Origin of the sequence: Enterobacter sp. 61D5, from assembly GCF_034107965.1 — a bacterium.
In the GTDB taxonomy this organism is placed as follows: Bacteria; Pseudomonadota; Gammaproteobacteria; order Enterobacterales; family Enterobacteriaceae; genus Enterobacter; species Enterobacter cloacae_M.
Genome location: NZ_JAWNFK010000006.1, coordinates 559860 through 575902, shown reverse-complemented (window position 1 = coordinate 575902; position 16043 = coordinate 559860). Strand labels below are relative to the sequence as shown.

15 protein-coding genes are annotated in these 16043 nt (G+C 54.9%); 5 read left to right on the top strand and 10 right to left on the bottom strand.

Annotated elements, in window-relative coordinates; all coding sequences use genetic code 11:
• Positions 1-67: 67 nt before the first annotated feature.
• Together UTM25_RS07860 and UTM25_RS07855 are read right to left on the bottom strand one after the other, a co-directional pair.
• On the bottom strand, positions 68-1264 hold the full coding sequence (locus tag UTM25_RS07860) for an MFS transporter (RefSeq protein ID WP_194399094.1): 1197 nt from the start codon (positions 1262-1264) through the stop codon (positions 68-70).
• Between the two features lie 49 nt (positions 1265-1313).
• Complete coding sequence (locus UTM25_RS07855; RefSeq protein ID WP_194399095.1) at positions 1314-2441, bottom strand: alpha/beta hydrolase; 1128 nt, start codon at positions 2439-2441, stop codon at positions 1314-1316.
• 114 nt (positions 2442-2555) lie between these two features.
• On the opposite strand from UTM25_RS07855, the gene UTM25_RS07850 reads away from it, so the two are divergent.
• Positions 2556-3440 carry a LysR family transcriptional regulator gene (locus UTM25_RS07850; protein ID WP_194399606.1) on the top strand — a complete coding sequence of 295 codons (885 nt, stop codon included), beginning with the start codon at positions 2556-2558 and terminating at the stop codon, positions 3438-3440.
• A gap of 78 nt (positions 3441-3518) precedes the next feature.
• Positions 3519-3731 (top strand): LuxR C-terminal-related transcriptional regulator, encoded by a 213-nt coding sequence (locus tag UTM25_RS22620; RefSeq protein WP_194399607.1) that lies wholly within the window; start codon positions 3519-3521, stop codon positions 3729-3731.
• 88 nt (positions 3732-3819) lie between these two features.
• Here the strand turns inward: UTM25_RS22620 and UTM25_RS07845 are convergent, their stop codons facing one another.
• The 4 genes from UTM25_RS07845 to UTM25_RS07830 all read right to left on the bottom strand — a co-directional run bounded on the left by UTM25_RS07845 (position 3820) and on the right by UTM25_RS07830 (position 7134).
• Complete coding sequence (locus tag UTM25_RS07845) at positions 3820-4428, bottom strand: helix-turn-helix domain-containing protein (RefSeq protein ID WP_194399096.1); 609 nt, start codon at positions 4426-4428, stop codon at positions 3820-3822.
• Between the two features lie 267 nt (positions 4429-4695).
• Entirely contained in the window at positions 4696-5202 is a 507-nt protein-coding gene (locus tag UTM25_RS07840) for a fimbria/pilus periplasmic chaperone (protein ID WP_194399097.1), read from the bottom strand.
• A 556-nt stretch (positions 5203-5758) separates the two neighbouring features.
• Positions 5759-6076 (bottom strand): YebG family protein, encoded by a 318-nt coding sequence (locus tag UTM25_RS07835; protein WP_194399098.1) that lies wholly within the window; start codon positions 6074-6076, stop codon positions 5759-5761.
• 77 nt (positions 6077-6153) lie between these two features.
• A complete protein-coding gene (locus UTM25_RS07830; RefSeq protein ID WP_194399099.1) occupies positions 6154-7134 on the bottom strand; it encodes a nitrilase family protein in 981 nt (326 codons plus the stop codon).
• A 100-nt stretch (positions 7135-7234) separates the two neighbouring features.
• Between UTM25_RS07830 and UTM25_RS07825 the strand changes: the two genes are divergently transcribed.
• Complete coding sequence (locus UTM25_RS07825) at positions 7235-8149, top strand: LysR family transcriptional regulator (RefSeq protein ID WP_194399100.1); 915 nt, start codon at positions 7235-7237, stop codon at positions 8147-8149.
• On the opposite strand, the gene UTM25_RS07820 is transcribed toward UTM25_RS07825, so the two are convergent.
• A complete protein-coding gene (locus tag UTM25_RS07820; RefSeq protein ID WP_194399101.1) occupies positions 8073-8423 on the bottom strand; it encodes a helix-turn-helix domain-containing protein in 351 nt (116 codons plus the stop codon). The two genes, UTM25_RS07825 and UTM25_RS07820, sit on opposite strands and share 77 nt — an antisense overlap.
• Positions 8424-8759: 336 nt before the next feature.
• Between UTM25_RS07820 and UTM25_RS07815 the strand changes: the two genes are divergently transcribed.
• Both UTM25_RS07815 and oqxB read left to right on the top strand, forming a co-directional pair.
• Entirely contained in the window at positions 8760-9935 is a 1176-nt protein-coding gene (locus UTM25_RS07815; RefSeq protein WP_032657523.1) for an efflux RND transporter periplasmic adaptor subunit, read from the top strand.
• Between the two features lie 23 nt (positions 9936-9958).
• Positions 9959-13114: a multidrug efflux RND transporter permease subunit OqxB gene (gene oqxB / locus UTM25_RS07810; protein WP_032657520.1), complete on the top strand. Its 3156-nt coding sequence runs from the start codon at positions 9959-9961 to the stop codon at positions 13112-13114.
• A gap of 98 nt (positions 13115-13212) precedes the next feature.
• On the opposite strand, the gene UTM25_RS07805 is transcribed toward oqxB, so the two are convergent.
• From UTM25_RS07805 to UTM25_RS07795, 3 genes are all read right to left on the bottom strand, one after another.
• On the bottom strand, positions 13213-13692 hold the full coding sequence (locus tag UTM25_RS07805) for an RrF2 family transcriptional regulator (protein WP_029739386.1): 480 nt from the start codon (positions 13690-13692) through the stop codon (positions 13213-13215).
• A 137-nt stretch (positions 13693-13829) separates the two neighbouring features.
• Positions 13830-15218 (bottom strand): sensor histidine kinase, encoded by a 1389-nt coding sequence (locus UTM25_RS07800; RefSeq protein WP_194399102.1) that lies wholly within the window; start codon positions 15216-15218, stop codon positions 13830-13832.
• Complete coding sequence (locus tag UTM25_RS07795) at positions 15218-15895, bottom strand: response regulator transcription factor (protein ID WP_033145395.1); 678 nt, start codon at positions 15893-15895, stop codon at positions 15218-15220. The genes UTM25_RS07800 and UTM25_RS07795 overlap by 1 nt, the downstream gene beginning before the upstream one ends.
• Positions 15896-16043 lie beyond the last annotated feature (148 nt).

Here is a 16043-nt window from a genome sequence, read left to right as displayed (position 1 = left end):
CGCTTCTCTTCAGAGTGGTGAATCGTTTAAAAACAATACACCAGCGGTGAAGAAAAGCGTCAACAAATCATCCGGCGAGTGATTTGTGAAGACGCGAAAGCAGAAGCGTCAATACAACCGCGCCCAGGAGCAACATGCCGCTCAATGCAAACATGCTCTGCCAGCCGCTATGGTCGAATACCAGGCCACCGGCCATTGAACCCAGCGCAATAGAAAGCTGGATTACGGCGACCATTAATCCGCCGCCGGCTTCAGCATCTTCCGGCAGCGTTCGCGCAATCCATGTCCACCATCCCGTTGGTGCCGCCGTCGCCAGCATCCCCCAGAAGCCTAACAGCAGGGAAACGAGCCACACGCTGTGGTCGGTCAGTATCAACACGCCTGCTATGACGGCCATCAGCAGGGGAATGGCGATTAACGTCAGGTAAAACGCGGCGTTCAGGACCAGAGCAACAAGCAGCGTGCCAACAAATCCCGCGACGCCGATGGTGAGTAAAATCAGCGATAAGCCGGAGGGGGTGACCTGCGTGACGGTTTCGAGAAACGGACGCACATAGGTAAACAGCGCAAACTGTCCCATAAAGAACAGGCCGCAGGCCAGCAGACCAATGGAAACCACCGGCTGGCGGAATAGCCGAAAGACGGATGCGCGTGACGCCGTATTTTTATTGCCGTTCATATCGGGCAGGCTAAAGCGTTGCCAGAGGAACGCCACTATCGCCACGGGAACCAGGCACAGGAAGGCGCCGCGCCAGCCAATGGTGGCGCCGAGATAGCTCCCGAGCGGGGCGGCGACTACCGTCGCCAGCGCGTTCCCCCCGTTGAATATCGCCAGCGCGCGAGAGACCTGATGCTGCGGAACGAGGCGAATGGCCGTTGCGGCAGACATGGACCAGAACCCGCCTATCGCGATACCGATCAGCGCGCGGCCGGTCATGTAAACCAGATAGTTTTGGGCGAAAGCGATAATCATCCCCGAGAGCGCCATCAGGAGCGTCATGCCCAGCAGAAGGTGTTTGCGGTTCATATTCCCGGCAAGCCGGGAAAGGAAAAGGCTTGTCAGAACCGCCAGCGCGCCGGAAATCGCGATCCCCTGGCCAGCGAGCCCCTCCGTAACGCCCAAATCTCTGGCAAGGGGCGTGAGCAGGCTGACGGGCATAAATTCCGAGGCAATCAGGACAAATACGCACAGGGTCATGGCAAAAATACCGCCCCAGTGCGCGCGTTCCTCATTCTGTGAGGAGGCAGGATTCAGAGTGGACATAGTCATCTTTCACAAAGCGCCGCCCGCTCAAGACGGGCGGCGAAGAGGTTTATTTCAGGCTGGTTTTGAAGAACTGTTCAAACTGGCCGAACGGGATTTTCCCGGCAACGTTGTCGTAGAGATCGACATGGTTTGCGCCAGGGACAATCACCAGTTGCTTCTGTTTGCTGCCGACCGCTTTAAACGCATCTTCTGCAAAGTAGCGGGAGTGTGCTTTTTCGCCGGTTACGATAAGCGTCGGGATAGTAATTTCCCCGGCGTAGCTCAGCAGCGGCATATTCATAAAGGATAATGGCGTGGTCGCGGTCCACGCGCCGGTGGAGTTGACGGAACGCGCGTGGAAGCCGCGCGGCATGCGGTAGTAGTCATAAAACTCCTTCAATACCGGATGCGGGTCTGCTGGCAGCGTCTCTGGCAGAATACGTTCAGCCGCCGTCACCTTGCCGTTCTCATCGACATAAATGTCATGGCCGCCGTGCGCGAAGGTCCCGTTCTCGGCATCTTTCCAGCGCTGTTCGTTCAGATACTGCAGAACGGCGCGGCGGTCAGACGTTGAATAGCGATCTTTCCCGTCGCCCACGCCGTGGCCCATCGCCCGGCTCATGTCGTACATCACGCTGGTGGCGACCGCTTTCACGCGGGTGTCCATGGAGGCCGCATTCAGCGCCATACCGCCCCAGCCGCAGATGCCGAGAATACCGATGCGGTTACGATCAACCTCTTTCTGCAACCCCAGGAAATCCACCGCCGCGCTAAAGTCTTCGGTGTTGATATCCGGAGACGCAACGTTGCGCGGCTGGCCGCCGCTTTCGCCCGTATAGGACGGATCGAACGCCAGGGTCACAAACCCATTCTCCGCCAGGGTCTGCGCATACAGACCGCTGGACTGCTCTTTGACCGCGCCAAACGGCCCGCTGACCGCAATCGCCGCCAGCTTGCGGTCACCGCGGTTTTTGGGAAGATACAGATCGCCCACCAGGGTGATCCCGTAACGGTTCTGGAAGGACACCTTACGGTGATCGACTTTGTCACTTTCGGCGAAGGTTTTATCCCATGTGGTCACCATCGAAACAGGGGCGTTTGGGTTGGTGGTTTCTGCATAACTCATTGTTGTCACTCCACTTAATGATGCGCATAGCAGCATCGCAACAGACAGTTTTTGGGCGAATGTTTTCATCAATATGGACCCTGGGTTGTTGTGTTGCGGTCATTATAGTTAGCAGAAATAGTGCTGATTAGAGGCCAAAAGCTGCTAGGATTCATATCATATTGTTATAAATTGGTGAGCATGATGGCGAAACGGGAAAACTATAATGAGCTTTACCTGTTCATGCAGGTGGTACGGGAGGGGAGCTTCACGGCGGCTGCGCAGCGGCTTGGGCTGGCGCAATCCGGGATCAGCCGCTCGGTTCGCGAGCTGGAAGAGCGGTTGGGCGTTCAGCTTTTGGTCCGCACCACGCGTAAGCTGTCGCTCACCCACGCGGGGGAACAGCTTTATCAGACAGCCGAGTCCGCGTTCGATACGCTCGATACGGGCCTGGCGACCCTGGCACACTATCGTCAGACGCCGTCCGGCACGGTACGTATTAATGCCAGCCAGCACGCTATCGACAAATGTCTGCTGCCAAAGCTCGCCATTTTTAAACAACGTTACCCGGACATCAGGCTGGAACTGATGAATGAAAGCCGCTTCGTCGACATTATCGCCGAGCGGTTCGATGCGGGTGTCAGACTCGGGCCGGAAGTGGGGCAAGGAATGATTGCAGTGCGTATCACGCCTGATATGGAAATGGCCGCAGTGGCTGCTCCGGAACACTTCAGACGCTTCGGTTTTCCGCAGACACCTGCGGATTTAGTGACGCACCCCTGCATTGCCTACCAGTTTGCCGACGGTAGTGACTATCAGTGGGAGCTGGTGCAGGACGGGAAAAAAATCACCCATAGGCCAGAGGGGCAATGGGCGCTGTCTGACAGCTATATGGAAGCCGAAGCCGCCAGGCTGGGGCTTGGGCTGGCCTATGTTCCAGTGGAGCTGGTGGCTGACGATCTGGAACGCGGAACGCTTATCCGGGTTTTGCAGCGCTTTAGCCTGCGCATGGACGGACTGTATGTCTATTATCCGCACCGTAACGTGTCGCCTGCGCTTAGAGCGGTGATTGATACGCTGAAAATTTAGGGCGGCGTTGTCTTTTTGGAATACGCCTCGTAAACCGTAAATTAAGCGCAGGAAATCCCTGGAAAATAACTTTCTGCAATTGACATCCTTTATTGGACACAAAACAACTCCTACATTTCAGCCTGTTTCTCTAATCTGAAAAGCGGTAAAACCGGAATTGAATTATCACGCGAAATGTTTCGAAGTCAGAAAACGATCAGTACCCACAAACGAAAGATTATGTTAAAGCTGGGAGTAAAAAATGATCTGGAACTGCGCAAAGCGACACACAAGCTCCAACCGCCGCATTGATGCGGCAGCTGTTCTTCCGTCAGGTCATTTATCGCCTGGTATTCGCTGTCTGATATAGCGACCCTACGTTAATGACCAGTTAATGCGTTTAATATTTTTCAGGCAATTTATTAATTTTTTTAAGGATACCTCGATTGATCTCTATATAACCACCGATACGTAAATCGCTCAGTATTTTCATAACACGACTGCGTGAAAGTCGGGTTTTTTCCAGAATATAATCACTGACGTTGACATAATCGCTGAGCGCTTCATCTTCATTCATCAGGGAAATCAAATTCAGTCGTATCAGCTCATAGGTTGAGAGCCCGACGGATGAATAGTGGGCGAGGAGCATTTGACGGATGCCATACATATAACAGTATGAGGCATCTTTCCATAAACCCTGGGTACTGATGATGTCAAGCATCTCTTTTGTAGGTAGGATCTCATAGCTAACGCTTTTGTAGGCTTTTATAAAAAAACCGTCGTTGATGTCAATTAATTCGTTCATACCAGTAATCATCGGGGCTCTGCTATATTTGATTAAAAGCCGATCGCTGCTTCTGTATATCGCAACGACTCCCTCATGCAGGATAAACGTTACTGGTTCAGTGTGCTTCTCCAGCATAATGGGCTGACGTGGCTTAGCACTCTGGATCCGCTTGCTGTCAGAGACTGCCTTGATCAGTGCATTAAAATGTGTTTCAGGTTTCATGCTTTTGGTTACCAAAAAATAATAATTCTTAATGTATGATAGAAGACTTTTTGAAAAAGATGATAAAAATTCCGAATCAGAACGTATCGGAACAATCGTTCTGGAGGTTTATAAGGCTCTGATCAGAATATTGGGTTGGGAGGGCTCGCTTCATCTGGACATCCTGGGGAGGAAGAAACAAATATGAAACCGCCTTCCGATAGCGGTTTTACGTACGGAGCCTGACCTTAGTGGTATGCCAATGACATGGTAATAACAGGGCCGATTTTACGGGGGTGTGGCGCCATCGGCCATACTCAAAGCGCGTGTATGCATCTGAAACGTCGGCCTTCCAACGGCTGAGGCGGTATCGATAGCCCCCGTTTCTCCGTCGCTGTAGGCCTCATCAGAAGATCCTTCAAGCCGCTCGCCAGTAACATGCCAGTTGAGCTTATCACTCTGTTTTTCTGAGTCGGCTTCCTTAAGCGCGACAGAACGATTGATAAGTTTGATACTGGTGGAGACGGCAATCTGTTGAGTATTATTTTCCCGAGGCGCAGATGGGATCGCCTTGACGCGAAGCCTGTGCATCGACTCTTTATACTGGGAAAGTGTGCCTGGAATAATAAGGTGCATTAGGTTCTCTTTAGCCTCCGGGTTGCGCACGCTTAATGATAATTCTTTTTTAGCCGCTTCATATAAAAAACGGACGCCGTTAATATTAACAATTTCACAGCTATTATAGCTAAGGGCAATTTCATCGCAGCCAGTTAATCTGCGAAATATGACTTTCAATCCCGAGCTCACAATAAATAATTGAAATAAACTACGTGAAATTAATATCCGGAGTGTCTTGCGGATATTAAAATATGATACTGGTGAAGTTAAGAAAAGTCTTTTTTTGTATGTCCTTAAAAGGATTTTGTGCTGGTTGTTACATCAGAGTTAACGTTTTTAATTATCCGCTATTATCGTAAAACCGCGTTCATGAATGAACCAGCCTGATGTATCAGCAAAAAGAATGGAGAGCATTATGGCATCTATTATTATGTACCCGGAAAAGTGAGATGTTTAAAGCTGGCACCCTGACCGCGGCACCAATCCTACATGCTGTACTTACAGATTGTCACAGGCTGGAAGAACACATACAGGAACTGCTAATTAAATGGCGTGGTTTATAACCTACAGCGCAGCATTCGAGTCCGGCATGCGGGACGAACGAATACTCAAACAACCGTTACGGGTCAATAAAATCGTTAATATCAATCAGCTGTGGATCCCTGCTGACAGCTACAAAAGCCGTAAGCGGTTATCTGCTTACGGCTTTCGGATTGTGATGCTTTTCTGACAATCAGGCCGCTTTCACAGCCCTGATTTTTTTCGTGTCAGCCACGTCGGATTCTGTTTTATTCGTTGCAGCTGGAGCGTTGAGATCGGGAAGCTTGCTGGTACGCAGAATATGCTGCACGGTCTCTTTCTGCTCGGCGAGATACAGGCCAAGATTTTCAGCGTGCGTTTCATCCATCTGCATTCCGCTTTGCAACAGCCAGTCGGTGAACGCGTCTGCCATATCGAGCAGCTTGTCGTGAGCGTCAGCCTCTTTCTTACTGGCAAATGTCATTTTCTCTTCACCTTTTCTTACGACAACAAATTTTGTTTCAACAGCCATTATGCGCACCCCGTACTGTAATTATATACAGTATAACAGTTCCTGGTTTATCTTGCAGCTAAAAATTGCTCACATTTCTAGCGGGCAGGGGGCACATTCGAAAAGCGTGCGCTGATCGCATCACGTTCATAGCCCTGCGGCTTCGTCAGTATCTGGTATAAATCAGGACGGCGACCGTGGATCCAGCGGCGTCCGGTGCTCATAGCAAGCAGGCTTAAATCGAGTTCAGCGCTCACCATCGCATCTTCAGCCGCCCAGGTTTCGTTCACGATCCTGCCATAGGGGTCGAGGATCGTGGCATTACCCGTACGTACTTCGTCATCATCGGCACCGACACCGTTGCTGAAGAGAAGAAATAAGCCGTTGTCATGCGCGCGGGCAGGCAGCCAGCGCATGAGCCATTCCCGACCGCTTGGCCCTTTAAATGCCGCGGTGATTTCTTCCTTGCGCGTTTCCCGCTCCTCCCAGAGCGCCAGCGGAATAGGCTTCATCCCGTGAGGGCTGCGGGAATCGGTACCGCCTGTTTGATGCGGTGCGAGAAGAATATCGGCACCCAGCAGCGCCGTCGCGCGCACGTTTTCGACCAGATTATTGTCCCAGCAAATCAGGATACCGACCTTCACGCCCCACGGCGTATCAAAAACGGTAAAGCTGTCCCCGCTGCTGATGGCCGGATGTTCAAAAGCATGAAGTTTACGATGCGTATGCATCGAGCCGTCCGGCATGCAGGCAACATACGCATTGTAGAGGCGGCCATCGTCGGCGCGTTCAATAAGCCCGGCGCCAATAAGCATTTGATGTTTTATCGCCAGGGAGCGAATGAGCGTCAGGGAAGGGCTGTCTGCAATCGGCTCGGCCAGCGCAGACACCTCCGCTGCGGTGAGCTTGGGGACATGCCAGTAGCCGGTGATGCACATTTCAGGGAAAGTGAGAATGTTCACCTGCTCAAGCGCCGCCTGTTCAATAAATTTCTCCATTATCAGGAGATTGTATTTTTTGTTACTGGCCTGATGCTGAAACTGTACGGTTGCCGCCTTTAAGGATGTCAGTTCGTTCATGTTGCGTCTCCGGTTGTCATCGAGACTGAATTACATAACGATTGCCGATAACTGTATAATCAAAACATTTCCGAATTCGATAACCATCTGGAATGTAAAAATGAACACCCGGTTGCTAAAGGCCTTTTTGATACTGGCTGAAAAAGGAAACTATGCCGATGCGGCGCGGGCGCTGTTTATCTCGCAGCCGGCATTGACCAAACAGATCAATCTCCTCGAATCCCAGGTGAATATGTCTCTGTTTTCACGAGGTCGTCACGGCGCAATACTGACGGCCAGCGGCAGGCGTTTGCTGCCAGAGGCCGAAAAAGTGGTCAGGCAGACCCGGCAATTTATGCAGCACGCTGAGCGGGTATCGAAAGGAGTTGAAGGGCATATCGCCGTCGGGTTCGGACTCTCAAGCTTTTATCTGGCACCACGCTGTATCGCTGACTTTCGTCGAGCTTACCCGGAAGTAGAAATGTCATTGACGGATCTGCCTTCCTTCCAGCAGTACGAGCGATTGCAAAACGATGAGCTACAGGTCGGTTTTGTCAGGGTTCCTCCCCCCGTGGCGCTTGAATACCTGCCGTTATTCACCGATCGGCTGGTTCTGGTTGCGCCCGCCGCGTCGCCGACGATGTCTGTTGGAGAGTGGCTGACGAAACGCCCTCTGTTGCGGCTGTATGATGAGCGAGGGCGGGGCTTAAACGCGCAGATTGACCGCTTCCTGCATGACAACGGCCTTTTCGTCTCATCGACTCAGCTGACTGATGATATCCAAACTATTGTCGCGATGGTGGTTGCGGGTATCGGTGCGGCTATTCTGCCCACCAGCGTGACGCATATCGCGCCGCCGGAGCTGACGATTATTCCGCTAGCGGGGGAGTCAATCAGCTGGAAGGTGGGCATCGCCTGGGACGCAAGCAGGGAAGATGTCATCCGTGACAATTTCATTGCTAGCGTAGTTGCTGCGATTCCGGGCCACCCATACTCCGCCGCCATGCCCCAGGCGCCTGACCATACTGACGCTTAAAGCTGCGGTTGAAGGACTGCTGGGAGTCGAAGCCCAGCGCGATCGCCACGTTCAGAATAGGCTCATCGCTGCGGGTTAAGCGCTCAACCGATTTTTGCAGCTTTTGCGCGCGAATATACCCGGCGAGGGGATAGCCCGTATGCTCTTTGAACAGGCGCTGGAGGTGCCATTTTGAGTAGCCGGATCGCCTGGCGACGGACTCAATGTCCAGACGGCTATCCAGGTTGTTGTCGATCCAGTCGAGTAAATCATGCATAAATGCGCCAGTGTTCATCTGGTTACCCCCACGCTGCCTGTCAAAAGGTATCTTTGTCTGTTGCATTAAAAGGTGGCGCGTTTTTGTATTAATTGCAAGTTTTATTGTTGCATTTAAAACCCTCGCCGAAACGGGTCTTTTCACATCCGCTCAAATAGCACATAAAGTGCAACAATTATTCTTGCACTTAGTTAAGCGCCTTCCTACAATCGCCGCGATAGTGTATTCGCAACTGTTACAGTTTTGTGGCGATGAACGACACAAATGGCCTTGAGACAGCCACCGGACAAAGGAAGTGGCGCGGTGCCTCCTGCTGCGTCTTGCCCGGCGGCGACAATTACCGGAATAAAAATAATGAGCCTGCAAAAAACCTGGGGTAACTATCATCTGAACGCGCTGGGGGTCATGTTGCTCTCCGTGCTGCTCGTCGGATGCGATAACAGCGTCGCGCAAAATGCCGCGCCGCCTGCGCCCGCCGTCAGCGCTGCTGACGTGGTGGTGAAATCCATTAGCCAGTGGGATAGCTTTAACGGCCGGATTGAAGCGGTGGAGAGCGTTCAGCTCCGTCCGCGCGTTTCCGGCTACATTGATAAAGTGAATTACACCGACGGCCAGGAAGTGAAGAAGGGCGAGGTGCTGTTCACGATTGATGACCGAACCTATCGCGCGGCGCTGGAACAGGCGCAGGCGAACCTGGCGAGAGCCAAAACGCAGGCCAGCCTGGCGCAAAGCGAGGCTAACCGTACCGATAAGCTGGTCAATACCAACGTTGTCTCCCGTGAAGAGTGGGAGCAGCGTCGTTCGGCCGCCACTCAGGCGCAGGCCGATATTCGCGCCGCGCAGGCGGCAGTGGACGCCGCGCAGCTCAACCTGGACTTCACCAAAGTCACCGCGCCTATCGACGGTCGCGCCAGCCGGGCGCTGATCACCAGCGGGAACCTGGTGACTGCGGGCGACACCGCCAGCGTCCTCACCACGCTGGTCTCGCAGAAAACCGTTTACGTCTACTTTGACGTGGACGAGTCGACCTACCTTCACTACCAAAATCTGGCCCGCAGCGGGCAGGGGGCGTCCAGCAATCACACGGCGCTTCCGGTTGAGATTGGCCTGACGGGCGAGGAGGGCTATCCCCATCAGGGTAAAGTGGACTTCCTGGATAACCAGCTAACGCCGAGCACCGGTACCATCCGTATGCGCGCGCTGCTGGATAACGCGCAGCGTCAGTTCACGCCGGGACTTTTTGCCCGCGTACGCCTGCCGGGCAGCGCGGAGTTCAAAGCCACGCTTATCGACGACAAAGCGGTGCTGACCGATCAGGATCGTAAGTACGTGTATATCGTCGATAAAGAGGGGAAAGCGCAGCGTCGTGATATCACGCCGGGCCGTCTGGCAGACGGTTTACGCATCGTGCGGCAGGGGCTGAATCCTGGCGATAAAGTCATCGTCGAGGGTTTACAAAAAGTGTTTATGCCGGGTATGCCGGTTAACGCGAAAACCGTTGCCATGACCGCAGCCAGCGCCCTCAACTGATCCCTTGACCTGAGAATCCATCCATGGACTTTTCCCGCTTTTTCATCGACAGGCCGATTTTTGCCGCGGTCCTGTCGATTCTGATTTTTATCACAGGGTTAATCGCCATCCCGCTGCTGCCGGTGAGCGAATATCCTGACGTCGTGCCGCCAAGCGTGCAGGTGCGCGCGGAGTACCCGGGCGCTAACCCGAAAGTGATTGCCGAGACCGTGGCGACGCCGCTGGAAGAGGCGATTAACGGCGTTGAGAACATGATGTACATGAAGTCCGTCGCGGGCTCGGACGGCGTGCTGGTGACCACCGTTACCTTCCGGCCGGGAACCGACCCGGATCAGGCGCAGGTTCAGGTGCAAAACCGCGTCGCGCAGGCCGAAGCGCGTCTGCCGGAAGACGTGCGGCGTCTGGGTATTACCACCCAAAAACAGTCGCCCACGCTGACGCTGGTGGTGCATCTGTTTTCGCCAAACGGTAAGTACGATTCGCTGTATATGCGCAACTACGCCACCCTGAAGGTGAAGGACGAGCTGGCGCGTCTGCCCGGCGTCGGCCAGATCCAGATTTTCGGCTCCGGCGAATACGCTATGCGCGTCTGGCTGGATCCAAATAAAGTGGCGGCCCGCGGGCTGACCGCTTCGGACGTGGTCACGGCGATGCAGGAGCAAAACGTACAGGTCTCCGCCGGTCAGCTTGGCGCCGAGCCGCTGCCGAAAGAAAGCGACTTCCTGATCTCCATTAACGCCCAGGGGCGTCTACACACCGAAGAAGAGTTTGGCAATATTGTCCTGAAAACGACGCAGGACGGTACTGTCGTCCGCCTGCGCGACGTGGCGCGGATTGAAATGGGCTCCGGGAGCTATGCCCTGCGTTCCCAGCTGAACAATAAAGACGCGGTCGGGATTGGTATCTTCCAGTCGCCGGGGGCGAACGCTATCGATCTGTCTAACGCGGTGCGCGCGAAAATGGACGAACTGTCGACGCGCTTCCCGGCGGACATGAAGTGGGCGGCACCTTACGATCCGACGGTCTTTGTGCGCGATTCGATCCGTGCGGTGGTGCAAACGCTGCTGGAAGCCGTGGTGCTGGTCGTGCTGGTGGTCATTCTGTTCCTGCAAACCTGGCGCGCGTCGATCATTCCGCTGATCGCGGTGCCGGTGTCGGTGGTGGGTACTTTCAGCATTCTCTACCTGCTGGGCTTCTCGCTGAATACCCTGAGCCTGTTCGGGCTGGTGCTGGCCATAGGTATCGTGGTGGATGACGCCATCGTGGTGGTGGAAAACGTCGAGCGAAACATAGAAGAGGGGCTTGCTCCGCTTGCGGCGGCGCATCAGGCGATGCGCGAAGTGTCCGGGCCAATCATCGCGATTGCGCTGGTGCTGTGCGCGGTGTTTGTGCCGATGGCGTTTCTCTCGGGCGTTACCGGGCAGTTCTACAAGCAGTTTGCGGTGACGATCGCGATTTCCACGGTCATCTCCGCCATTAACTCGCTGACGCTCTCTCCGGCGCTGGCGGCACTGCTGTTAAAACCGCACGGCGCGCCGAAAGATTTCCCGACCCGGCTTATCGATCGTCTGTTCGGCTGGATTTTCCGTCCGTTTAACCGCTTTTTCCATCGCAGCTCGAACGGCTATCAGGGGCTGGTGGGCAAAACGCTGGGACGACGCGGCGCGGTATTTGTGGTGTATCTGCTGCTGCTCTGTGCCGCAGGGGTCATGTTTAAAGCTGTACCCGGCGGGTTTATTCCGACGCAGGACAAGCTGTACCTGATTGGCGGCGTGAAAATGCCGGAAGGTTCGTCGCTGGCGCGCACCGATGCGGTGATCCGCAAAATGAGCGAAATCGGGATGAACACCGAAGGCGTGGACTACGCGGTCGCGTTCCCGGGGCTGAACGCGCTGCAGTTCACCAATACGCCGAATACCGGGACGGTGTTCTTCGGCCTGAAGCCGTTCGACCAGCGTAAACATACTGCGGCGGAAATTAACGCGGAGATTAACGCGAAAATCGCGCAAATTCAGGAAGGCTTTGGCTTCTCCATCCTGCCGCCGCCGATTTTAGGGCTGGGTCAGGGGTCGGGTTATTCCCTGTACATTCAGGACCGCGGCGGTCTGGGGTATGGCGCGCTGCAAAACGCGGTGAACACCATGTCCGGGGCGATTATGCAGACGCCGGGAATGCACTTCCCGATCTCAACCTACCAGGCTAACGTTCCGCAGCTGGACGTGCAGGTCGACCGTGACAAGGCGAAAGCGCAGGGCGTGTTGCTGACCGATCTTTTCGGTACGCTGCAAACCTATCTGGGCTCGTCGTACGTGAACGACTTCAACCAGTTCGGGCGTACATGGCGCGTGATGGCGCAGGCCGACGGGCAGTTCCGCGACAGCGTGGAAGATATTGCGAATCTGCGCACCCGTAATAGCCAGGGCGAAATGGTGCCGATTGGCAGTATGGTGAAAATCACGACCACCTACGGGCCAGATCCGGTGATCCGCTACAACGGCTACCCGGCGGCGGATCTGATTGGCGATGCCGACCCGCGCGTGCTTTCGTCTGCACAGGCGATGACGCAGCTGGACGCCATGTCTAAGCAGATCCTGCCAAACGGGATGAACATTGAATGGACGGACCTGAGCTTCCAGCAGGCGACGCAGGGCAACACGGCGCTGATCGTCTTCCCGGTCGCGGTGCTGCTGGCGTTCCTGGTCCTCGCGGCGCTGTATGAAAGCTGGACGCTGCCGCTGGCGGTGATCCTCATCGTGCCGATGACGATGCTCTCCGCGCTGTTTGGCGTCTGGCTGACCGGCGGCGATAACAACGTCTTCGTGCAGGTGGGGCTGGTGGTACTAATGGGGCTGGCGTGTAAAAACGCGATTCTTATCGTGGAGTTTGCCCGCGAGCTGGAAATTCAGGGCAAAGGCATTATGGAAGCCGCGCTGGAGGCGTGCCGCCTGCGTTTACGCCCGATTGTGATGACCTCCATCGCCTTTATTGCCGGGACCATTCCGCTGATCCTCGGCCACGGCGCGGGTGCAGAAGTGCGCGGCGTCACCGGGATCACGGTCTTCTCCGGGATGCTGGGCGTGACGCTGTTTGGTCTGTTCCTGACGCCGGTGTTTTACGTGACGCTGCGTAAGTTTGTGACGCGCGGGAAAAAAGAGGAAAGGGACGTTCTGCCCGCGTAGGAACGCTGCTGATAATAAAAAACCGCCTTCATTGTGAAGGCGGTTTTTTTTACATCACAATGTGGGCCGGGTAAGCACTGCGCCACTCAACAAGATCGTTAAGACGTTTTTTGATACTGGGCAATAAGGTCCGGGAGCGGATCCCATCCGCTGCTATCGGCGTTTTTGACCGCTTCCAGGGCGCTTGCCACGGTATGGCGGGCCAGTACCGCTAACGAAGCCTCCTCGGCTTCTTCGGATATCGATTTGAAGTACCAGCAGGCGTTAGCGCTGACCACACAGCGGGCCGGCACGTCAGGGCGCGACGCCCACAGCTTTTTATCTTCGATAACCGAAAGGTAGATGTCGCGCAGGGTGATCTCTTCCGGCGGGCGACCAAGATGAATTGAGCCGTTACGGCCAAGCGTTGAGACGATAATGCCGTCACGCGTCAGCGGAACCATCAATTTGCGGATGAAGCTCGGGTTCGCTTCCAGGCCGTAGGCCAGAATCGCACTCGTGGAACGTTCACCCAATTGCTCCGCCATCGCTACGCTGAGAACCATCTGCAAAGCTGTCGGGAAGCGGTAATCTAACATTTCTCTGTCCTGGGTTGCGGTGAATCTTGTTCTTTTTGGCACCGCAGAGGTGAATAAGCAATAAACAACAATATAACAAATACGGTAATTATTTTGAAGCAATCTGCGGCATTTGCGATCGAACTCCCTGTTCTGATTTAGCAAAACGTGCTGTTCGGGAAGTCAACCGTCACCATCAGGCCACCTTCAGCGGAAGTACTGAGGTTTACGCTGCTGTTGTGCTGCTGCGCCACCGTTTTGACGATGGCTAGCCCCAGCCCGCTACCGCTTTGCACCTGATTGGGGTCGCGGAAAAAGCGGTCGAACACGCGCTCGCGCAGTTCAACCGGAATACCGGGTCCTGCATCTGAAACGCGAAGCCGCGCGAAGCCATCTGCTATGCAGACATCAACCTGAATCCGCCCGCCCTCGGGATTGTACTTCACGGCGTTCTCAATGAGGTTATCAATAAGCGACACCAGGCGTTCCCTGACGCCAGCGATCCAGATGTCATCCTCGGCGAAGAATTCCAGTTCAATTCTGCGCGCAGAGGCCAGCGGCTCCAGCTCGGCCATTCGCTCCTGGATGAGCGTCGTCAGCGGCACGGGCTCCATGTCCGTATCAATCCGCGCTTCGCTATGCATCATCAGCAGCAGCTGGTTGACGAGACGCGCTGCCCGGCTATTACTGCGAATCACCCCCGCCAGCAGCTCCTGCTGGCTCTCGCTAATGACCCAGGACTGCAGCGCTTCCACGTTGATGCGCATCGCCGCGAGGGGGGTACGCAGCTCGTGCGCGGCATCCGCAATGAAAACCCGTTCCCTTTCCGCGCTTTCGCGCACTCTGGCAAGGAAGTCGTTGATCGCGTCCACCATCTGGCGAAGCTCCCTGTGCCTGGGAACGGCTTTTAAGGGAGAGAGATCGTCAGGCGCGCGCAGCATAATTTCATTGACCACCTTGTTCCAGGGGCGCATCGCAATACGGATTGACAGCCACGCGGGAAACAGAAGAAAAGGGAAGCAGACCAGCAGCGGCATGATGTAGTAGCCGCGCGAGTTCAGATAGATAAAGAAGTTCCAGCCGCCGGCCGGGGTGAAAAGGGTGACCTCCACGTCGGAATGAGCGGATTTAAGGGTTCGGCTGGTCCAGGTACGACCATCGCTTTGAACACGCTGCATTTCCCCAAACCGGGTGTTGGTTACTCCCGTTGGTGCATCAGGCGATGAAAAAATAATCGCGTTATTTTTGCGCACGATGAAGTTGATTGACAGCGCGGGATCTTCGCCGCCGCCATAGCCCTCACGCAGCGCCTTGCTAAAGGCTTCCAGCACCGTGGTGCGATCCTGCGGGCGTTCGTCCATCCGCTCGACCAGGGTAAAAAGGGTTTCGTAGGTATTACTGCCCGTAAGGATGGGAGGACTGCGCAGGTCCTCCCACAGAATAAAGGTTAAAAATAGACACCACAGCAGGGTAAGCAGCAGCAACTGGGCGATAATAATTCGCCGTACCAGCGTTGGGCGTCTCAGGTGGTACCAGACGTTTTGCATTACCCTGTTACCTTCTGGACTGAAACGGTATCAATGACATACCCGACGCCCCGCACCGTCCGCACATAGCCGTCGCCGATTTTTCGCCGCAAATTTCCCATATGCACGTCGAGCGCATTGCTGAGGTTCTCTTTGTTGCCGAATATCCGTTCTTCCAGAAACCGTCGCGTAATCACGCGGTCCGCGCGCAGCATCAGCGTTTCAAGCAGCGCATATTCACTCGCCGTCAGGTCTACGTGGCGCGCGCTCACCGTCACGCGACGCGTCGGAACATGAAGCGATAAGCCTCGAATTTCTATCGCTTCATTCTCGAAACCGTAGCTGCGCCGCGCCAGGGCTCTGACTCGCGCCAGCAGCTCGGCGAGAATAAAAGGTTTGACAAGATAGTCGTCTGCACCTGCATCCAGCCCGCACAGGCGATCCTGCAGCGTACCTCGCGCCGTCAGGATGATGACCGGGATCCCCTTGAGCTGCTGGCGTAAGCGCGTCATGAGGCTCATGCCATCACCGTCGGGCAGACCCAGGTCGAGCAAAATAAGTTCCGGCACGCAGACGTCCAGCTGATGCAGCGCATCCTCTTTGCGGCGTACCCATATGACGTCAAACCCTTGATCGGAAAGGGCTATACGTACGCCGTTGCCGAGATCCAGGTCGTCTTCGATTAGTAAAATTTTCACACTGGCAACTGTATCAACCGTGAATGAAGAACATCTTAAGAAAAAAACGGTATCAGGAAACCTGCCCGGTTTACAGCGCCTGCTCGCGCTTCAGTGTTTCTTCATGTTCGGCTCATAAGAACCTTAGGGTCGGTATTCAAAATGGGCG

Coding starts and splice junctions, on each gene's coding strand:
- oqxB (WP_032657520.1), top strand. CDS start 9,959: ATGGACTTTTCCCGCTTTTTCATCGACAGGCCGATTTTTGCCGCGGTC.
- UTM25_RS07830 (WP_194399099.1), bottom strand. CDS start 7,134: ATGAACGAACTGACATCCTTAAAGGCGGCAACCGTACAGTTTCAGCAT.
- UTM25_RS07860 (WP_194399094.1), bottom strand. CDS start 1,264: ATGTCCACTCTGAATCCTGCCTCCTCACAGAATGAGGAACGCGCGCAC.
- UTM25_RS07805 (WP_029739386.1), bottom strand. CDS start 13,692: ATGTTAGATTACCGCTTCCCGACAGCTTTGCAGATGGTTCTCAGCGTA.
- UTM25_RS07855 (WP_194399095.1), bottom strand. CDS start 2,441: ATGAAAACATTCGCCCAAAAACTGTCTGTTGCGATGCTGCTATGCGCA.
- UTM25_RS07820 (WP_194399101.1), bottom strand. CDS start 8,423: ATGAACACTGGCGCATTTATGCATGATTTACTCGACTGGATCGACAAC.
- UTM25_RS07845 (WP_194399096.1), bottom strand. CDS start 4,428: ATGAAACCTGAAACACATTTTAATGCACTGATCAAGGCAGTCTCTGAC.
- UTM25_RS07835 (WP_194399098.1), bottom strand. CDS start 6,076: ATGGCTGTTGAAACAAAATTTGTTGTCGTAAGAAAAGGTGAAGAGAAA.
- UTM25_RS07825 (WP_194399100.1), top strand. CDS start 7,235: ATGAACACCCGGTTGCTAAAGGCCTTTTTGATACTGGCTGAAAAAGGA.
- UTM25_RS07800 (WP_194399102.1), bottom strand. CDS start 15,218: ATGCAAAACGTCTGGTACCACCTGAGACGCCCAACGCTGGTACGGCGA.
- UTM25_RS07850 (WP_194399606.1), top strand. CDS start 2,556: ATGGCGAAACGGGAAAACTATAATGAGCTTTACCTGTTCATGCAGGTG.
- UTM25_RS07815 (WP_032657523.1), top strand. CDS start 8,760: ATGAGCCTGCAAAAAACCTGGGGTAACTATCATCTGAACGCGCTGGGG.